16 protein-coding genes and 3 tRNA genes are annotated in these 17,056 nt (G+C 73.2%); 7 read left to right on the top strand and 12 right to left on the bottom strand.

Annotated elements, in window-relative coordinates:
• Window positions 1-5 precede the first annotated feature (5 nt).
• The 5 genes from ABZ801_RS13730 to ABZ801_RS13710 all read right to left on the bottom strand — a co-directional run bounded on the left by ABZ801_RS13730 (window position 6) and on the right by ABZ801_RS13710 (window position 6,272).
• Entirely contained in the window at window positions 6-1,346 is a 1,341-nt protein-coding gene (locus tag ABZ801_RS13730; protein ID WP_360697220.1) for a glycosyltransferase family 4 protein, read from the bottom strand.
• 296 nt (window positions 1,347-1,642) lie between these two features.
• Complete coding sequence (locus ABZ801_RS13725; protein WP_360697217.1) at window positions 1,643-2,875, bottom strand: Ig-like domain-containing protein; 1,233 nt, start codon at window positions 2,873-2,875, stop codon at window positions 1,643-1,645.
• Between the two features lie 191 nt (window positions 2,876-3,066).
• Complete coding sequence (locus ABZ801_RS13720; protein WP_360697214.1) at window positions 3,067-4,188, bottom strand: Ig-like domain-containing protein; 1,122 nt, start codon at window positions 4,186-4,188, stop codon at window positions 3,067-3,069.
• A 208-nt stretch (window positions 4,189-4,396) separates the two neighbouring features.
• Window positions 4,397-5,089 carry a VC0807 family protein gene (locus ABZ801_RS13715; protein WP_360697211.1) on the bottom strand — a complete coding sequence of 231 codons (693 nt, stop codon included), beginning with the start codon at window positions 5,087-5,089 and terminating at the stop codon, window positions 4,397-4,399.
• 238 nt (window positions 5,090-5,327) lie between these two features.
• Window positions 5,328-6,272, bottom strand: a complete 945-nt coding sequence (locus ABZ801_RS13710; RefSeq protein WP_360697208.1) for a LysR family transcriptional regulator — start codon at window positions 6,270-6,272, stop codon at window positions 5,328-5,330.
• 245 nt (window positions 6,273-6,517) lie between these two features.
• On the opposite strand from ABZ801_RS13710, the gene ABZ801_RS13705 reads away from it, so the two are divergent.
• A complete protein-coding gene (locus ABZ801_RS13705; protein WP_344954257.1) occupies window positions 6,518-7,762 on the top strand; it encodes a pyridoxal phosphate-dependent aminotransferase in 1,245 nt (414 codons plus the stop codon).
• A 188-nt stretch (window positions 7,763-7,950) separates the two neighbouring features.
• Complete coding sequence (locus tag ABZ801_RS13700) at window positions 7,951-8,385, top strand: DoxX family protein (protein WP_360697205.1); 435 nt, start codon at window positions 7,951-7,953, stop codon at window positions 8,383-8,385.
• Window positions 8,386-8,431: 46 nt separating this feature from the next.
• On the opposite strand, the gene ABZ801_RS13695 is transcribed toward ABZ801_RS13700, so the two are convergent.
• A complete protein-coding gene (locus ABZ801_RS13695; RefSeq protein ID WP_360697202.1) occupies window positions 8,432-9,136 on the bottom strand; it encodes a type 1 glutamine amidotransferase domain-containing protein in 705 nt (234 codons plus the stop codon).
• Between the two features lie 78 nt (window positions 9,137-9,214).
• Between ABZ801_RS13695 and ABZ801_RS13690 the strand changes: the two genes are divergently transcribed.
• The gene (locus ABZ801_RS13690; RefSeq protein WP_360697199.1) at window positions 9,215-10,156 is read left to right on the top strand and encodes a LysR family transcriptional regulator; all 942 of its coding nucleotides are present in this window, start codon (window positions 9,215-9,217) and stop codon (window positions 10,154-10,156) included.
• A gap of 85 nt (window positions 10,157-10,241) precedes the next feature.
• Window positions 10,242-10,634, top strand: coding sequence for a nuclear transport factor 2 family protein (locus ABZ801_RS13685; protein WP_360697196.1), 393 nt, complete (start codon window positions 10,242-10,244; stop codon window positions 10,632-10,634).
• Window positions 10,635-10,649: 15 nt separating this feature from the next.
• Here ABZ801_RS13685 and ABZ801_RS13680 read toward each other — a convergent pair.
• The 4 genes from ABZ801_RS13680 to ABZ801_RS13665 all read right to left on the bottom strand — a co-directional run bounded on the left by ABZ801_RS13680 (window position 10,650) and on the right by ABZ801_RS13665 (window position 11,606).
• A tRNA-Gly gene (locus ABZ801_RS13680) sits at window positions 10,650-10,721 on the bottom strand.
• Window positions 10,722-10,824: 103 nt separating this feature from the next.
• A tRNA-Ala gene (locus tag ABZ801_RS13675) sits at window positions 10,825-10,895 on the bottom strand.
• A 25-nt stretch (window positions 10,896-10,920) separates the two neighbouring features.
• Window positions 10,921-10,995, bottom strand: a tRNA-Trp gene (locus ABZ801_RS13670).
• Between the two features lie 95 nt (window positions 10,996-11,090).
• Window positions 11,091-11,606, bottom strand: a complete 516-nt coding sequence (locus ABZ801_RS13665) for a PaaI family thioesterase (RefSeq protein WP_360697192.1) — start codon at window positions 11,604-11,606, stop codon at window positions 11,091-11,093.
• Window positions 11,607-11,811: 205 nt separating this feature from the next.
• Here ABZ801_RS13665 and ABZ801_RS13660 point away from each other — a divergent pair, with 205 nt between their 5' ends.
• On the top strand, window positions 11,812-12,384 hold the full coding sequence (locus ABZ801_RS13660; protein ID WP_344954230.1) for a hypothetical protein: 573 nt from the start codon (window positions 11,812-11,814) through the stop codon (window positions 12,382-12,384).
• A gap of 55 nt (window positions 12,385-12,439) precedes the next feature.
• Here the strand turns inward: ABZ801_RS13660 and ABZ801_RS13655 are convergent, their stop codons facing one another.
• A complete protein-coding gene (locus tag ABZ801_RS13655) occupies window positions 12,440-14,023 on the bottom strand; it encodes a Na+/H+ antiporter (RefSeq protein ID WP_360697188.1) in 1,584 nt (527 codons plus the stop codon).
• A 254-nt stretch (window positions 14,024-14,277) separates the two neighbouring features.
• Between ABZ801_RS13655 and ABZ801_RS13650 the strand changes: the two genes are divergently transcribed.
• The gene (locus ABZ801_RS13650) at window positions 14,278-14,838 is read left to right on the top strand and encodes a CGNR zinc finger domain-containing protein (RefSeq protein ID WP_360697185.1); all 561 of its coding nucleotides are present in this window, start codon (window positions 14,278-14,280) and stop codon (window positions 14,836-14,838) included.
• A gap of 64 nt (window positions 14,839-14,902) precedes the next feature.
• On the opposite strand, the gene folP is transcribed toward ABZ801_RS13650, so the two are convergent.
• Window positions 14,903-15,679 carry a dihydropteroate synthase gene (gene folP, locus ABZ801_RS13645; protein ID WP_360698168.1) on the bottom strand — a complete coding sequence of 259 codons (777 nt, stop codon included), beginning with the start codon at window positions 15,677-15,679 and terminating at the stop codon, window positions 14,903-14,905.
• A 330-nt stretch (window positions 15,680-16,009) separates the two neighbouring features.
• On the opposite strand from folP, the gene ABZ801_RS13640 reads away from it, so the two are divergent.
• Window positions 16,010-17,044, top strand: coding sequence for a GDP-mannose 4,6-dehydratase (locus ABZ801_RS13640; protein ID WP_344954263.1), 1,035 nt, complete (start codon window positions 16,010-16,012; stop codon window positions 17,042-17,044).
• Window positions 17,045-17,056 lie beyond the last annotated feature (12 nt).

Here is a 17,056-nt window from a genome sequence, read left to right as displayed (position 1 = left end):
CTCGGTCACATGAGGCCGAGCACGCCCAGCAGCGCGTGGGCGGACGCCAGCGGGACGGCCGGCGCGGGCCCGCGCGGGGCCGCCAGCAGGCCGTCCAGCAGCCGCTCCCACTCGGGGCCGACCAGCTCGAGGCCGTAGCCGCGGGCGGTGGCGGCGGCGCGAGCGCCCAGCCGGTCGCGCAGGTCGGCGTCCTCGATCACCCTGCGCAGCGCGGCGGTGAGCGCGGGCACGTCCTCGGCGGGCACCACCAGGCCGTCGCGGCCGTCGGTGATCATCTCGCCGGGGCCGGTGGGGCAGTCGAACGCCACCACCGCCAAGCCCTTGCCCATCGCCTCCAGGAGCACCATCGGCATGCCCTCGAACCGCGACGACAGCACGTACACCGAGGCCCGCGTCATCTCCCCGGCCAGGTCCGGGGTGCGGCCGCGCAGCTGCACCCGGCCGTTCATCCCGTGTTCGGCGATCGTCGCGCGCAGGGCGTCGCGCTTGGGGCCCGCGCCGAAGATCCGCAGCGTCCAGTCGGGGTGCGCGGCGGCCAGCGGCGCGTACGCGCGCAGCAGCAGGTCGAACCCCTTCTGCCTGGTCAGGCGCCCCGCGGCCAGGATCACCTTGGCGGTGCGGGGGGACGGCCCGCCGGGCAGCTCCGGCAGCGCGTTGGGGATGCGCACCACCCGGGTCGGCGCGCCCGCCAGCGCGGCCCGGTAGTCGGCGCGCGACGCCTCGGTCAGCACGGCCACCGCGGTGAGCCGCCGGTAGGCGCGGGCGATCTCGCGGCGCAGGCGGGGCCGGTAGGCGGGCAGGTTCATGTGGTCCTGCCCGACGGTGACCACGCCGCGTCCGCCCAGCTCGGCGGCGAGCAGGTTGAGCGACGGCCGGGTGCCGACCAGCACGTCGGGCGCGGGCCCGCGCAGCGCGCGCAGCAGGCACAGGTCGGTCCACAGGCTCACGGTGCGGAACGAGGCGTCGTCGACGGGCACCAGCACGCTCGGCAGCCGCGTCAGCAGGCGCTCGACCCGCCCGGACGGCGGGACGCGGCGGTCCTCGGCGAACCGCACCGTCACGTCCGGGGAGATCGGGAAGAACGGTTCGGCCCGGCGGCGGACCACGCTGACGATCTCCACGTCGTACCGCCGGGCCAGGTGGCCGGCCAGGTTGAGGACCGTGCGGATGGTGCCGCCGGTCCCGTGGGCGTGCTGCAGCAGGATCCGCACGCGCGGCCGCCGCGCGCCGTCCGGCCCGGGCCTCCCATCCGGCCGCCCGTCCGGCGGCGCGGCCCAGGGCGCGTCCCACGGCGGCGGCCGGTCGGGCATCAGCGGCCGCACCGTCCACAGGGCCACCCTGCGCACGCCCCGGTGCGTGACCGTCAGCACCCGACGCCGGCCGCGTCGCAGCCTGCGGCGTGCGGCTGCGCGCACGTTCCGCGGTGTCGCGCGCCGCGCCTGACGCCGTGCGCGTCGTTCTCCATGCACCATGGGCCGTCCGATCTCCGGGAATCCGTATTGGGGATATTTCCCGAGATCTCGCCATATCAACGACGAGCACCGGCCGGAGCCGGTCGCCGCGCGGACCGTCAGGCCGCGGTCAAGCTGCGGCCTGGCGGTGGTTCGGCGGGTGGTTCAGGAGGTGGTTCGGCAGGCGCGGTTCAGGAGGTGGTGACCTCGCGGTCGAGGGCGCTGCCCTTCACCCAGCGGTTCCAGCTCATCTGGTAGTAGCTCCACCCGTTGTTCCACTCCAGGCGGCGCGCGCTGCCGGTGATGATCACGATGTCGCCCCGGTAGGACCAGTTGTAGAACCACTTGGCGTAGGCGGGCGGAGAGTTGACGCAGCCGTGGCTGACGTTCTGGCGCCCCTGCGCCCACATCGTGGCGGCCATGGAGTGGACGTACTCGCCGCTGTTGGAGATCCGCACGGCCCACGGGATGACCTCCCGGTAGCCGCCGTTCTTCTTGTCCTTGGGGTCGACGCCCATCCACTCCGACGTCATGATCGCCGGGTTTTCCTTGCCCATGGTCAGGTGGATGCCGCTGGTGGTCAGGAAGGTGTCGACGCCGTTGACCACGCGGCCGCCCTTCCCGGCGCTGATCGGCCAGCTCTTGACCCGCTGCCCGTTGCTGGTGGCCACCAGCCGCTTGGTCCTGGTGCTGACCCTGGCCACGTGCGCGTCGCCGATGGTGAACCGGCGGGCCACGTCGTTCACCCCGTAGGTGCGCTTGCCCGCCTTGACCCCGGCCAGCCGGGCGCGGAGGGTGACCGTCTGGTTGGCCTGCCAGTAGGCGCCGTTCTTGGTACGGAAGATCACCTGGTTGGGGGCCGTCCAGTACCACGCGCCGGTGGCGGGCTTGGTGGACTTGACCTCCAGCGCCTGCTCGACCGCGCGCTTGTCCTCCACCGGGCGGTTGAACGTCACGATGATCGGCATGCCGACGCCGACCTTCTCGCCCTGCATGGGCGTCACGTCGGTGATGTTCAGCGCGACCGGGGCCTTCATGGTGGTGAAGGTGCTCTGCACGCTGGTGCTCTTGCCCTTCGGGCTCTTGGCCACCGCCGACACCTGGTACTGGGTGCCGGGCCGCAGGGTGCGCGACTGCCAGCTGGTGCGGTCCTGCGACAGCCGCCCCTCCACCGGCTTGCCCTTGCGGGTCAGCGTGACCTGCTCGATCGTGCCGCCCGTCACCCGGACCGTGACCCCCTGCTCGGGGTGGGCCTGGCCGCTGCCGTTGCCGGGGGTGACCGTCACCTGCGGGGCGCCGGCCTCCCCCTTGCCGCCGACGGTGACCCCGTCACCGTCCTCACCGCCGGAGCACGCCGTCAGGAGCAGCAGCGCCCCCGCCACTCCCGCGCCCGCCCGCACTCCTGCGGAAACCCTCCGCTGCACCGTCAACCTCCAGGACCCCGCCGTCTACCACCGGAACATTAGCGACAAATGAGGTTCCTGATGTCGACAACCGGGGTATTCGGCGGGGCCCCGAGATCAAAGCGTTGCAGCGGGTCACGGCGGCCGCCGGACCGGCGACCAAGCGTGATCGGAAGGGCGTGATCGGAAGGGCGGGACCGGGAACGGCGCGATCAGGAGAGCGCGCTGCCCTTCTTCCACTCGGCGAACGACAGCTGCCAGAAACTCCAGCCGTTGTCCCACTCGACGTCGCGGGACGTGCCCTTGAGGTCGATCACGTCGCCGCGCTGCATGATGTCGTAGTACCACTTGGCGTTGGACGGGCTGACGTTGAGGCAGCCGTGGCTGACGTTGGCCGACCCCTGCGAGCCCACCGACCAGGGCGCCGAGTGCACGTACTCGCCGCTGTTGGAGAAGCGGACCGCGTAGTTCACCTTCTGCTTGTAGTAGCCCGGGTCGCCGGGCTTGCGGCCCGGCGCCTCCATGATGACCGGGTTGCCCTTCTCCATCAGCAGGTGGACGCCGCTGGTGGTGGTGTACTCGCGGGTCGTGCCGTTGCCCGCGCTGAACGGGATGGTGCGCAGCTTCTTGCCGTCCCGCGTGACCGTCATGTGGTGGCCGTTGATGTTGCCCTTGGTGATCTGGGCGGCGCCGATCTGGATGGTCTCCTGGACGTCCTTGGCGCCGTAGGTGCCGTTGCCGAGGTTCAGTCCGGCCAGCCGGGCGCTGAAGCGGACCCGCTGGTGCGCGGGCCAGTACGTCTGGGTGCGGTAGATGACCTGGTCGGGCGCCACCCACCGCCAGGCGCCGGCCACCGGCTTCTCCGGCGTCACCTGCAGCGCCCGCTCCACGGCGGCCCGGTCGGTGACCGCCCGGTTGAACCGGACGAAGATGGGCATGCCGACGCCGACCTTCTCGCCCTCCAGGTTGGGCGTGACGTCGATGATCGACAGTGTCCTCGCCGGCTTCAGCGTGGTGAAGGTGCTGCTCACCGTCTCGGTCTTGCCGTCATGGCTGACCTGCGCGGTCACCGTGTACGACGTGGCGGGCGTCAGCGTCCGCTCCGACCGCCACGTCTTGCGGTCGGCCGACATCTTCCCGGTGATGGTCGAACCCTTGCCCTGCACGGTGACGTTCTGCAGGGTGCCCTGGGCCGCCTTGACCTCGATGGGCCCGTCCGGCCGCACCGAGGCGGCGCCGTTGGCGGGAGTGATCGTCGCCGTGGCCGTCTTGCCGGAGGCAAGCTCGCCCGAACCGCCGTCGCCGCCGCTGCAGCCCGTGACCAGGACGAGCACGGCACCGGCACCTCCGGCCACCGCCAACCCAAAACGACCCTTGTCGCCCACGAACAACCCCCACTGTTCTTGAATAATCCCTTACCCGGAATCTATCCAAGAATGAAAGACGCTCCGTCCGGAGAAAAAGTTGGCCCCCGCGCGAGAGATGTGACGCGGCCGTCAGACGGCTCCCGGGCGGCCGCCGGACGCGCCCCGGACGCGCCCGTCAGGCGGCCGACGGCGCGGGCGGGGCGGCGGCCGGGGCCGCGCCGTGCTCGCCGTCGGCGTGCTCGCCGTTGACGTGCCGCAGGCACCGCCGGAAGCCCCACACCGACACCACCACGGCGGCCGCGCCCAGCGCGGTCACCAGGCTGGTGCGCACCCACAGGTACATGCCGATCGACTCATTGAACAGCATCCACAGGCTGATCAGCGCGTTGGCGAAGAAGACCAGCGACCACAGCAGCGAGATGCGCAGGAAGAACTGCCGGACGCGCTCGTGCCGCAGAAACGCCTCGGGCAGCGGCACCATGTCGGTGGCCAGTTTCTGGGCGAGGGGACGGCGCAGCGGCACCGACGCCAGGAAGGCCACGCTGACCATCAGCGTGCCGAGCGTGGGCTGCAGGAAGTACACCACCGCGCTGTGCGTGGCCGCCGCGAGGACCGCCCGGACGGTCACGCCGAGCGCGGCCAGCACCAGCATCGCCGACACGCCGTGGCCGCGCCACCAGCGCCAGGCGATTCCGCCATAGACCCAGGCGACGGCGGCGGCCAGCGCGCCGTTCAGGCCGAGCAGCGCGAACGCGGCGTAGAACACCGCGACCGGCGCGATGACGCCCTCGACGAAGCGCGGCAGGGCGTGCCTGATCAGCGCCGTCAGGCGGGGCATCTCGAAGGCGTGGTGGTCGGGTCGGTCCATGAAGCCTGGGTCCGTGGGGCGTGGGTCCGTGAGAGGTGGGTCCGTGGAGCGTGGGTCCATGAAGCGCTGCGTCCCCGAATCGGCTCGGTCCGGGCGGGCGGAGCTGGTCACGACCCGCCCCACGGTACGGGATGCCGCGTACCGGACTGGACGGTTTCGCCCCGAATTGTCGCCATCCCGGCTCCTCCCCTCGGCGGTGTGCCGTCGCGGGGAGGTTCGGGCCGGGCGGCGGCGAGGTTCAGCCGAGCAGGTAGTCCGGTTCGTCGGGCAGGACGGGCGGGACCTTCCGCGCGGCCGAGTAGATGGCGCGCAGCGTCACGGCGACCGAGGGACGGCGCACGCTGGCCGCCCGCGTGACCGCGTACACCTCGCGGGCCAGGTCGCAGTCGGGAAGGCGGCGCACCGCCACGTCCGGATCGCCGGCCGCCAGCGCCAGCGCCGGGATCGCGGCGATGCCGATGCCGCGCGCCACCAGGCTGAGGATGGTGTGCAGGCCCTCGAACTCCCACGGGATGGGCCGCCGGCCGCCCACGGTGTCCAGCAGCCGGTCGACCGCCTGGCGGGACGGCTCGCCGGTGGGCGCGGCCATCCACGCCTCCTCGCGCAGCTCCTGCAGGTCGACCGGCTTGGCCGGGTCGGCCATGGGATGCCCGGCCGGCACCGCCAGCACCAGCGGGTCGCGGCACAGGTGGAAGAACTTCAGCGCGGCGGGCGCGTGCGAGGCCAGCTTGCCGGTCCAGTCGTCGACGAGCGCGATGTCGACCTCGCCGCTGCGCACCTGGCGGATGCCGTCGCCCGGCCGGGTCTGCCGCAGCACGAACGTCAGTTCCGGATGGTCGGCCAGGCTGCCGGCCAGCGCCGGGGCGAACGCCACGGCGGCGGTCGGGAAGGCGGTGACGACCACCCGTCCCATGGGGGCGTCGGCGTTGGCCGACAGCTCGGCCTCGGCGGCCTCGACCAGGGTGAGGATCTCCTCGGCGCGTTCGGCCAGGCGGCGCCCCGCGTCGGTCAGCTCGGCGCTGCGGGCGGTGCGGTCCAGCAGCGCCACGCGCGCCTCCCGCTCCAGCGCGGCGAGCTGCTGGGAGACCGCGGAGGGGGTGTAGCCGAGCGCCGAGGCGGTGGCGGCGATGCTGCCCCGGCGGGCGAACTCGGCCAGCAACCGCAGCCTACGCACTTCGAGCATCAGCTCATCTTATGGTCTGCATCGATGAGACTCGCTTGTGATGACGCTTTTTCTGGGAAAACAATGAGTCGAGCCCGGCCGGGTCACTTACGGGGATCCCTGTGTAACTCTCCGTGTACGCCAGCATGCCCTGGAGCACTTGAATGCCAGTCCAGAACGAGTCCACCGAGGCGACCTCCACCGGGTCCAGACCCTCCGGCGCCCGCCGGGTGCCGTTGTCGCCCACCCTCGCCATCAACGAGGCGATGGCGCGCAAGCGTCGCGAGGGGGTGCGGGTGCTGCCGCTCGGCTTCGGCGAGGCCGGGCTGCCGATCCACCCGGCGCTCGCCCGCGAGCTCGCCGCCGGTTCCGACCGCGGCGCCTACGGCCCGGTCGCCGGGTCGGCGGCGCTGCGCGCCGCCGCGGCCGGCTACTGGAGCCGCCGCGGCCTGCCCACCGAGCCGGGGATGGTGGTGAGCGGGCCGGGCAGCAAGGCGTTGCTCTTCGGCCTGGTGATGTCACTGGGCGGTGAGATCGTCATACCGGCGCCCAGCTGGGTGAGCTACGCCGCCCAGGCGACGATGGCCGCCGAGGGGGCGATCCAGGTCGCCACGCCCCCGGGCGAGGGCGGGGTGCCGAGCCCGGCGCTGCTGGCCGACGCCGTGGTGCGCGCCCGCTCGCAGGGCCGCTCGGTCGCCGGGGTCGTGGTGACGCTGCCGGACAACCCGACCGGCACGCTGGCGTCCGAGCAGACCGTGCGGCGGCTGTGCGAGGTGGCCCGCGAGCTCGACCTTGTGATCGTCTCCGACGAGATCTACCGCGACCTCGTGCACGACCCGTCCCGCGACGTGCCGAGCCCGGCGGCGTACGCCCCCGAGCGCACCGTGGTGACGACGGCGCTGAGCAAGCACCTGGCGGCGGGCGGCTGGCGGATCGGGGTGGCCCGCCTGCCGGACGGCCCGATCGGCGAGACGCTGCGCACCGACCTGCTGGGCGTGGGCAGCGAGATCTGGTCCAGCGCGCCGGCGCCCATGCAGCACGCGGCCGCGTTCGCCTTCTCCGAGCCGCCCGAGCTGGTCGAGCGGGTCGACCGCAGCCGACGGCTGCACGCCACGGTCGCCGCCGCCGTCACCGCCCGTTTCGAGGCGGTCGGGGCGCGCGTCCCGTCCCCCGAGGGCGCCTTCTACGTCTACCCCGACTTCGAGCCGCTGCGCGACCGCCTGCGCGCCGACCACGGCGTGCGCACCGGCGCCGACCTGACCGAGCTGCTGCTGGAGCGGCACGGCGTGGGCGTCCTGCCGGGCGCGGCCTTCGGCGACGCCGAGGAGGCGCTGCGCATGCGGGTGTCGTCCAGCCTGCTGTACGGGGAGACCGAGGAGCAGCGCCTGGCGGCCCTGGCCACCCCCGACCCGCTGACGCTCCCCTGGATCGCCGACTCCCTGGACCGTCTCAGCGAGGTCCTGGCCGCGGTGACCGCCCCGACGCCCCTGGCCGCCCCCGCCACCTGCTGACCCCGCGTCCGGCGGGTCGAACCCGAACGCCACGGCGGCTGTCCGGCCGCCGTGGCCTCGCCATGTCGAGGGAACCGGCATCGCGCCGCCCCCTGTTTCGGCGATGAGTTTCGCGGGCGCCCCGGGTCGACATCTGCGAGACGCACGACAGCGTCCTTCCCCCTCCCCGACCCGGAAGGCAGATCGTCATGGCCACCCAGGAAGCGTTCGCATCCCGCACCGCCGAGCGGACCGCCGTCCGGCGGCGTCCCGCCGTCGTCGCCCTCTGGACGGTCCAGGTCCTGCTGGCCGTCTTCCTCATCGTCGCGTCGGGGCTGCCCAAGTTCGCCGGGCAGCAGGACGCGGTGCAGACCTTCACCAAGATCGGCTGGGGCCAGTGGTTCCGGTACTTCACCGGCGTCGTCGAGGTGGCCGGGGGCGTCGGGCTGCTGGTCCCGCGGCTGGCGGGCCTGGCGTCGCTGGGCCTGATCGGGGTGATGGCGGGCGCCGTCGTCACCCAGGTGTTCGTGCTGGAGCCCGCGTGGGCGACGTTCCCGGCCGTGCTGGGCGTGGTGTTCGGCGTGATCTCCCACGCCCACCGGCGGGAGACCGCGGCCCTGCTGGACCGCGTCCTCAGGCGTTGAGGACCGGGGACAGGGCGGCCGTGGACCGGTGTCCACGGCCGCCGTGTCATGCGGCGCCGCCGAGGGCCTTGACGAACTCGGCGGCCAGCGGCGCGGACGACTGCGGGTTCTGCCCGGTCAGCAGGTTGCGGTCGACGACCACGTTGGCCTGCCAGGCCGGACCCGCCTGGAAGTCGGCGCCGTTCTCGGTGAGGCGGTCCTGCAGCAGCCACGCGGCCCTGGCGGCGTGGCCCGCCTGCGTCTCCTCCGCGTTGGTGAACGCCGTCAGCCGGTATCCGGCGAACGGCCAGGTGCCGTCGGGCCGCCGGGCGGCCAGCAGCGCGGCCGGGCCGTGGCACACCACGCCCAGGGGCTTGCCCGCGTCCAGCGCGGCCGTCAGCACGCGCCCGCACGCCGGGTCGCGCGACAGGTCCTCCATCGGGCCGTGCCCGCCGGGGACGAACACCGCGTCGTAGCCGTCCACGTCGACGTCCTCCAGCGCCACCGGTTCGCGCAGCGCGCCGAACGACTCCAGCGCCGCCGCCATCTCCCGAGCGCCCTCGGGCCCTCCGGCCGCGTCGGGCGTCAGGCTCGCGCGGTCCACGGGCGGCTCCACGCCGCCCGGCGTGGCCACCGCAACCTCGTGCCCGGCCTCGGTGAACGCCCGGTAGGGCACGGCCGCCTCCTCGGCCCAGAAACCGGTCGGGTGGCGGGTGCCGTCGGCGAGCGTCCAGTGGGCCGCCCCGGTCATCACGAAAAGAATCCTGGCCATCGTTCGTCCTCTCCATGTCTGCCGGACGGCATCGACGCTAGATCGCCCGCTGCGACGCCAACAAATAGGCTGCGCTGGGTGAGCCATAGAAAAACCGATGGCACTTCCGGCGTCGCCGGTGGCGGCGCGCTGGACCTCAACCAGCTGCGGACCTTCCTCACCGTGCACCGCTCCGGCTCGTTCACGGCCGCGGCCGCGCTGCTCGGGCTGGCGCAGCCGACCGTCACCGCCCAGGTGCGGGCGCTGGAACGGCGGCTGGGCCGCCGCCTGTTCGAACGGCTCCCCCGCGGCGTGGCCCCGACGCCCGTGGCCGACGAGCTGGCCGCCCAGGTCGCCGCGCCGCTGGACGCCCTGGCCGTGGTGGCGGGCGGATCCGGCCGGGAGGCGCCCCCGGGGCCCGTGCACCTGGCGGGTCCCGCCGAGCTGCTGGCCGTGCGGGTGCTGCCGTCCCTGGCGCCGCTGGTGGACGACGGCCTGCGGCTGCGCGTCACCCCCGGCCTGACCGACGACCTGCTCGCCGACCTCGGGCGGGGCCTGTTCGACCTGGTCATCGCCACACGGCGGCCGCGCGGCCGCGTACTGGCCGCCGAACCGCTCATGGACGAGGAGTTCGTGCTGGTCGCCGCGCCCGGCTGGGCGCGGCGCGTCGGCCCGGGACGCGTCGCCGCCGACGGGCCGGCCGCGCTGCGCGGCGTCCCGCTCGTCACCTACGCCGAGGATCTGCCGATCGCGCGGCGCTACTGGCGGCACGTGTTCGGCACGCGCCTGTCGGGCCCGTCGGCCGTGGTCGTCCCCGACCTGCGCGGCGTGCTGGCCGCCGTGGTCGCGGGCGCCGGGATCAGCGTGCTGCCGCGCTACCTGTGCCAGGAGGAGCTCGCCGCGGGCACCCTGGTGCTCCTGCTGGAGCCCGAGGACCCGCCCATCAACACCGCGTTCCTCGCCCAGCGCTCCGGCCCCGCCGACAACCCGCACGTCACCCTCGTCCGCGACCACCTGCTGCGGGCCGCACGCGCCTGGTAGGCCGGCCCCGGACGACACCTGGACAACGCCCGGAGGTCACACTAACGTTCATACCTATTCAAAAATCTGACTATGGAGGTGGCGGATGCACCCGTTCCGCGAGGCGGTCGAACGGGGCGACGTCGGCGCCCTGCCGGGGCTGCTGGCCGAGGACGTCGTCTTCCTCAGCCCGGTGGCCTTCACCCCGTACACCGGCCGCGCCATGGTCGGCGCGATCCTGCGCGGCGTCGCGCGGGTCTTCGAGGACCTGCGGTACGTGCGCGAGATCGCCGATCAGGCGGGCCGCGACCACGCGCTGATGTTCAAGGCGCGGATCGGCGACCGCGAAGTCCACGGGTGCGATTTCCTGCGCACGAACGACGCCGGGCTGATCGAGGAACTGTGCGTCATGGTCCGGCCGATGTCGGCCGCCCGCACCCTCGCCGACGCGATGGCCGCCCAGTTCGAGACGATCCGACGCGAGGCCCTGACGCCCTAACGAGCACCGAATGAGAGCCGTAGCCGGGAGTCGAACCCGGTTCTTCAGGGTGGAAACCTGACGCCTCACCCACAAGGCCTCTACGGCACGAATACAGCACCCCGGGGGATTCGGGGGGCCGCCCCTCGAAGGACACGGCGGGCCTCGGCGAAGGCGAGCAGCAGCTCGCCGAGCACCGAAAGCCGCCTCGTGGACTCGCAGGGAGTCGAACCCTGATCGTCTGTGTGCAAGACAGATGTGTTCCCGTTACACCACAAGCCCGTCGCGGCGAACGCCGTCGCTCGCCTGGCAGGGGCGGCAGGAGTCGAACCTGCTTTTCACTGGTTTTGGAGACCAGTCGCCTAACCGGTGGCTCACCCCTTCGGTGTTCCCGTTGCCTTTCGACACGTCCAGGATGCGCGGGCCCGCGATTCCCCGCAATTGTTTTTCCGGGACGGGGAATCGCGGGGCGGGCGGTCACAGGTCGGGGTCGGTGGGCGTGGCGCCGTCGACCGGGCGCAGCGGCCTCCGCAGCGGGACGATCATCATGGAGAAGTCGGCGGCGGCGATCACGCGGTCCTCGACGTCGGTGACCCGGCATTCGACGATCACCAGCCGGCGGCCCGCCTTGAGCACCTCGGCGCGGGCGAACACCGTGTCGCCGTGCGGCCGGCCCAGGTAGCGGACGTGCAGGTCGGCGGTGACCAGGCTCTGCTCGCCCGGCTGGAAGCCGCTGCCGCGCGCGGCCGCGGTGCCGGCGGCCACGTCGATGAGCGTGGCGATGGCGCCGCCGTGCAGGTTGCCGGTGCTGTTGAACGCCTCCGGGCGCACCGGCATGGACAGCACCGCGTGCCGTTCGCCGATCTCGACCATCTCCAGCGCCAGCAGCCGGTGCAGCGGGGTGGAGTCGCGCATCATGGCGTGCAGCTCGCGCTGCCGCTCGGGCGGCAGGTCGGCGACGCGGACGGTGCCGGGCGGCGGCGTGCTGGTCATGGCTGGTCTCCCTTGTGACATGGTGTGGTCATCCCGGTTATGGGCTGGATCGTCACATATAAGCGTGGTGTAAAGTCCAACGGCGCAGGGGGCGAAGCACGGCAAAGCACCCGGTATCGACCCGGTAGCCCCGTGCCGGGGGTCACAGTGGTAAACCCACATCAGTGTGATGGGGCGATGGATCGACGATGCGAGGGGGCCCGCCATGAGGCACGCACGTGACGGGGCTGCCGCGGCGATGAGCGCCGCCTCCAGGATTCTGGTCGCTCGGGGCAAGAACGAGCCCCAGGAGCTGGAGAACCCCGACGTCGGGTGGGGCCAGCGCGCCCGCGACGGCGTGTGGGTGCCGACCAAGGACGGCCAGCGCGTCCACATCGGGATCGACGCGACCGCCGCCGACACCGTCGCCCAGGTGATCCGGCCGAGCCTGCGGGTGTTCGTCGGCGTGGACGTCGACACCGACATGCTCGCGCAGACCACCTCTGGCGGCGTCCGGCTGCTGACGGTGATCCACGGGCCGGACGCGCCCGCCGAGTTCCGCTTCCCGTTCGCGCTGGCCGACGGGCTGGCGCTGGAGGCCATGCCGTCGGGCGGCTACGACGTCGTCCACCTGCGTTACGGCGCCACCGTGGGCCGCCTCTACAGCCCGTGGGCGTGCGACTCGATGTTCCGGCCGGTCAAGGCCGACTACGTGCTGGACGGCAACGTCGTGACGATGCGCGTCGCGCACGAGGGCGCCTACTACCCGGTCGTCGCCGACCCCCTGTACTCCCGCTGACCCGCGTACTCCCGCTGACCCGCGTACTCCCCCGCCGAGGCGCGGGCCCGGCCGGTCAGGGGCGGGGGCGGCGAGTCAGGGCGGAGTACTCGAAGTCCAGCTCGCTGCTGATCTCGCGGAGCGTGTCGGCGCCGATGCGGCCCTTGCGGTAGAGGGCCTGCAGCTTGGCGCGCTGGGCCCGCACGAGCTCCCGGCGGACGCGGCGGCTGCTGGTGAGCGCGGTGTCGTCCCCTTCGGTGTCGCCGTCGGTGTCGAGCCGGTTGCGGACGCGCTGCAGGCGCAGTTCCAGCATCTGCCGGAACGCGTCGGCGGTGCGGTCGTCGACCTCGTCGGCGGCGGCCATCTCGTCCAGCCGGGCCAGGGCCGCCTGCAGGGCGTCGTGCCGGGCGCGCATCGACTCCACGCGCCGCCGGCCCGGCTCGATCAGCCCGAACCGCCGCAGCAGCACTGGCAGCAGCGGCGCCTGCCCGACCAGTGTGATTAGCACGACGAGCGCCGCCAGCAGCACCAGCACGCCGCGGTCGGGTCCGGCCGCCACGGGCACCGACAGCGCCATGGCGAACGAGATCGCGCCGCGCATCCCGCCCATGCCGATCACCACGCGCTGCCGCCAGCCCAGCCCGCGGCGGCTGCGGCGGCCGCCGGGCACCAGCACCGCCAGCGGCCCGGTCGCCAGCTCCCACACCAGCCGTACCGCCACCACCACGGCCGCCAGCGCGAGCGCGGCCCAGCCGACCTCTGTCCAGGTGTGGCCGTGCGGCTCGCGCAGCACCTGGCGGATCTGCAGTCCGAGCAGCACGAACAGCGTCGACTCCAGCAGGAAGACCAGGATGCGCCAGAACGTGTTCCCGACCAGGCGGGACGCGGGCTGCAGCACGCCCTCCGAGCGGGTGCCGAGGTAGAACCCGGCGGTCACGGTCGCCAGCACCCCGGACGCGCCGAAGTTCTCCGCCGGGATGAAGGCCAGGTAGGGGGTGATCAGCGACACGATGATCTGGCTGCTGGGATCCTGGATGCGGCGCCGCAGCCGGCGCACGACCAGGCCGACCGCCAGCCCGTACGCCACGCCGACGAACGCGACCTGCGCCAGCCGCGCGGCACCGTGCCCGGCGGTGAACGGCGTGGACAGCGCCTCGACCGCCAGCCCGAAGATGGTCAGCGCCACGCCGTCGTTGATCAGGCTCTCGCCCTCCAGGATCGTCACCATGCGGCGGGGCGCGCCCAGGCGCTGGATCACGGAGGTGGCGGCGACGGCGTCGGTGGGCGCCACCGCGGCGCCGAAGGCGAACGCCGCGGCCCAGCCGACACCGGGCAGCAGCGCATACGCGGTCCCCGCCACCGCCACGGTCGTGACGGCGGTGAGCCCGACCGCCAGCGTGAAGATGGGCACCGCGTCGGCGCGGGCCTCGCGGGGCGCGGTGAAGAACGCGGCGTGGTACACCAGCGGCGGCAGGAACCCCATGAGGACGACCTCCGGCGGCACCCGCACCGGCGGCAGCCCCGGCACGAACCCGGCCGCCATGCCCAGCACGACCATCAGGATCGCGTCGGGCACGCGCATCCGCCCGGCCAGCGCGCGGGCCGCCAGCACGACGACCGCGACGACCAGGAAGACGACGAAGATCCGTTCCTCGCCCACGGCCGTTACCTGTCCACGACGACGCGGTATACGCGCGTTCGCGGTGGATCGTCAGTAGTCGGGCGCCCCGCTCGCAACGGACGCCGACGGGCCGTCCCCGGCGCGTCCCCCACCGGAGGCGGGCGCCGTTCCGGGACGGGGCGCCGTTCAGCCTCCGGCGTCATATGGTGATAACGTGCGGCGCTCTCGGGGGACGGCCCCCGTGCCGACGCGTGCCCCCACGTCCGTCGCCGGTCGCCGAGACTGGAGTCACAGTGATCTTCACCCATGACGCCGAGCACGCGCTCGCCACCGTCGTCGACCTGATCAACACCGGGCCCGAGGCGTCGGGGGAGGAACGGCTCGCGGATCTGGCCGCGCTGCGCGCGTTCGTCGACCGCAACCGGTTCAGCGACGTGGACCGGCTCACCGAGCGGGACCTGGCGCGCGTGCGCGACCTGCGGGACCGCTTCCACGCGGTGTTCACCGCGGCCGACGTCCCGGCGGCGGTCCGGCTGATCAACGACATCGTCGGCGAGGTGCGCACCACGCCGCACCTGACCGACCACGACGGCTACGACTGGCACGTGCACTTCTTCGCCCCGGGCGCCCCCATGGACGAGCATCTGGCCGCCGACTGCGGCATGGCGCTGGCGTACGTGGTGGCCGCGGGCGAACTGGACCGGCTGCGCACATGCGAGGCCCCCGACTGCTCACGCGTCCTGGTGGACCTGTCGCGCAACCGCTGCCGCCGCTACTGCGACAGCCGCACCTGCGGCAACCGCATGCACGTGGCGGCCTATCGGGCCCGCCAACGCGAGGCCGCAGCCCACTGAACCGCGCCGCCCGCCGAACCGCCGGCGATCACCCAGGCGCGGCGATCACCGAGGCGGGGTGCGGTCAGGGGGTGAGGGCGGCGACGGCGTCCAGGGCGCGGCGGGCGCCCGCGACGTCGTGGACGCGGAACACGCGCGCGCCCAGCCACGCCGACACCCCCAGCACGGCCATGGTGCCGACGCCGCGTTTCTCGACCGGCTGGCCGAGGGTCTCGCCGATGAAGTCCTTGTTGGACACCGCGACCAGGACGGGCCAGCCGGTGGCCGTCAGCTCGCCCAGGCGGCGGGTGATCTCCAGCGAGTGGCGGGTGTTCTTGCCGAAGTCGTGCGCGGGGTCGATGAGGATGGCGTCGCGCGGCACGCCCAGCGCGGCGGCGCGTTCGGCCTCGGCGGTCACGTGCCGCACGACGTCGGCGACCACGTCGTCGTAGCCGATCCGGTGCGGCCGGGTGCGGGGCGCCACACCGCCGGCGTGCGCGCAGACCAGGCCGATGCGGTGCGCGGCGGCGACCTCGGCCAGCCGCGGGTCCGGGCCGCCCCAGGTGTCGTTGAGCAGGTCGGCGCCGGCGGCGGCCACGGCCTCGCCCACCTCGGCGCGCCAGGTGTCCACGCTGATCACGACGCCGGGGTGGCGGTCGCGGACGGCGGCGACCAGCTCGACCACGCGCCGCATCTCCTCGGCCGTGTCGACGTCCTCGCCGGGCCCGGCCTTGACGCCGCCGATGTCGACGATGTCGGCGCCTTCTGCGACGGCCCGGTCCACGGCCGCCAGCGCGGCCTCGAAGGCGTAGGTGGCGCCCCGGTCGAAGAACGAGTCGGGGGTCCGGTTGACCACCGCCATGATCGCGTACCGGCCCAGCGGCCGCCCGTTCGGCCGCAGCGGGGCCGGTTCCGGACGCGCCGCGCCGGCGGCCGCACCCGCGCCCCCGGCGGCCGGACGGACCTCACCGGCGGTCATCACAGCACCTCACGCAGCACCTCATATGAGCCCACGCTCGCACATCCCGCTCCCGGCGCGCCACGCCGCCGTTGAACTCGAAGCAAATTCGGTTCAAACGGCGCCCTCTCTCGTCAGCGTCGCAACCGGGTCGCTAACCTCATATTTCACTCTCACGGCGGGGAACCCCCTCGCGGTGAGCCCGTGTGCGACCGATACGGCCAGGAGGATCCGCTGTCCAGGCGAGCACTCATCACCGGCATCACCGGGCAGGACGGCTCGTACCTCGCCGAGCATCTGCTCGCGCAAGGACATGAGGTCTGGGGCCTGGTCCGCGGTCAGGCCAACCCGCACGTGGCGCGGCTGCGCAAGCACGTCGGCGACGTCCAGATCACCACCGGGGACCTGCTGGACCAGGGCAGCCTGATCTCGGCGGTGGAGCGGGTGCGGCCCGACGAGGTGTACAACCTGGGCGCGATCTCCTACGTCCCGATGTCGTGGCAGCAGGCCGAGCTCACCGCCGAGGTGACCGGCATGGGCGTGCTGCGGATGCTGGAGGCGATCCGGGTGGTGTCGGGCATCAGCCCGTCGCGCACCCCCGGCGCCGGGCAGATCCGCTTCTACCAGGCGTCGTCGTCGGAGATGTTCGGGATGGTGCGGGAGACCCCGCAGAACGAGAAGACCCCGTTCCATCCGCGCAGCCCGTACGGGGTCGCCAAGACCTACGGGCACTACATCACGCAGAACTACCGCGAGTCGTACGGGATGTTCGCGGTCAGCGGCATCCTGTTCAACCACGAGTCGCCGCGGCGGGGCGCGGAGTTCGTCACCCGCAAGGTGACGCTGGGCGTGGCGCGCATCAAGCTGGGCCTGGCCACGGAGCTGCGGCTGGGCAACCTGGAGGCGCGGCGCGACTGGGGCTTCGCCGGCGACTACGCCCGGGCGATGCGGCTGATGCTGGCGCAGGACGCCCCCGAGGACTTCGTGATCGGCACGGGCGAGACGCACTCGGTGCGCGAGCTGGTGGAGTTCGCCTTCCGCACGGCGGGCCTGGACTGGCGCGACCACGTGGTGCTGGACGAGCGCTACACCCGCCCCGCCGAGGTGGACCTGCTGTGCGCCGACCCCAAGAAGGCCCGCGAGCAGCTGCGCTGGGAGCCCGACGTCACCTTCGAGGAGCTGGTGACGATGATGGTGGAGTCCGACCTGCGGCTGCTGTCGCAGTCGGCGCGTCCCGAGGACGAGCCGTTCAGCCCCGACCACTGGTGACGCCCTCGCGCC

The sequence above is a fragment of the Actinomadura sp. NPDC047616 genome (assembly GCF_040642915.1).
GTDB lineage: Bacteria > Actinomycetota > Actinomycetes > Streptosporangiales > Streptosporangiaceae > Spirillospora > Spirillospora miaoliensis.
This window is presented reverse-complemented; position numbering and strand designations above follow the sequence as displayed.

What these genes read in the sequence shown, in the direction of transcription:
- ABZ801_RS13685 (WP_360697196.1), top strand. Translation starts at nt 10,242, where the DNA reads ATGCACCCGTTCCGCGAGGCGGTCGAACGGGGCGACGTCGGCGCCCTG.
- ABZ801_RS13660 (WP_344954230.1), top strand. Translation starts at nt 11,812, where the DNA reads ATGAGGCACGCACGTGACGGGGCTGCCGCGGCGATGAGCGCCGCCTCC.
- ABZ801_RS13665 (WP_360697192.1), bottom strand. Translation starts at nt 11,606, where the DNA reads ATGACCAGCACGCCGCCGCCCGGCACCGTCCGCGTCGCCGACCTGCCG.
- ABZ801_RS13695 (WP_360697202.1), bottom strand. Translation starts at nt 9,136, where the DNA reads ATGGCCAGGATTCTTTTCGTGATGACCGGGGCGGCCCACTGGACGCTC.
- folP (WP_360698168.1), bottom strand. Translation starts at nt 15,679, where the DNA reads ATGGCGGTGGTCAACCGGACCCCCGACTCGTTCTTCGACCGGGGCGCC.
- ABZ801_RS13715 (WP_360697211.1), bottom strand. Translation starts at nt 5,089, where the DNA reads ATGGACCGACCCGACCACCACGCCTTCGAGATGCCCCGCCTGACGGCG.
- ABZ801_RS13700 (WP_360697205.1), top strand. Translation starts at nt 7,951, where the DNA reads ATGGCCACCCAGGAAGCGTTCGCATCCCGCACCGCCGAGCGGACCGCC.
- ABZ801_RS13710 (WP_360697208.1), bottom strand. Translation starts at nt 6,272, where the DNA reads ATGCTCGAAGTGCGTAGGCTGCGGTTGCTGGCCGAGTTCGCCCGCCGG.
- ABZ801_RS13705 (WP_344954257.1), top strand. Translation starts at nt 6,518, where the DNA reads ATGGCGCGCAAGCGTCGCGAGGGGGTGCGGGTGCTGCCGCTCGGCTTC.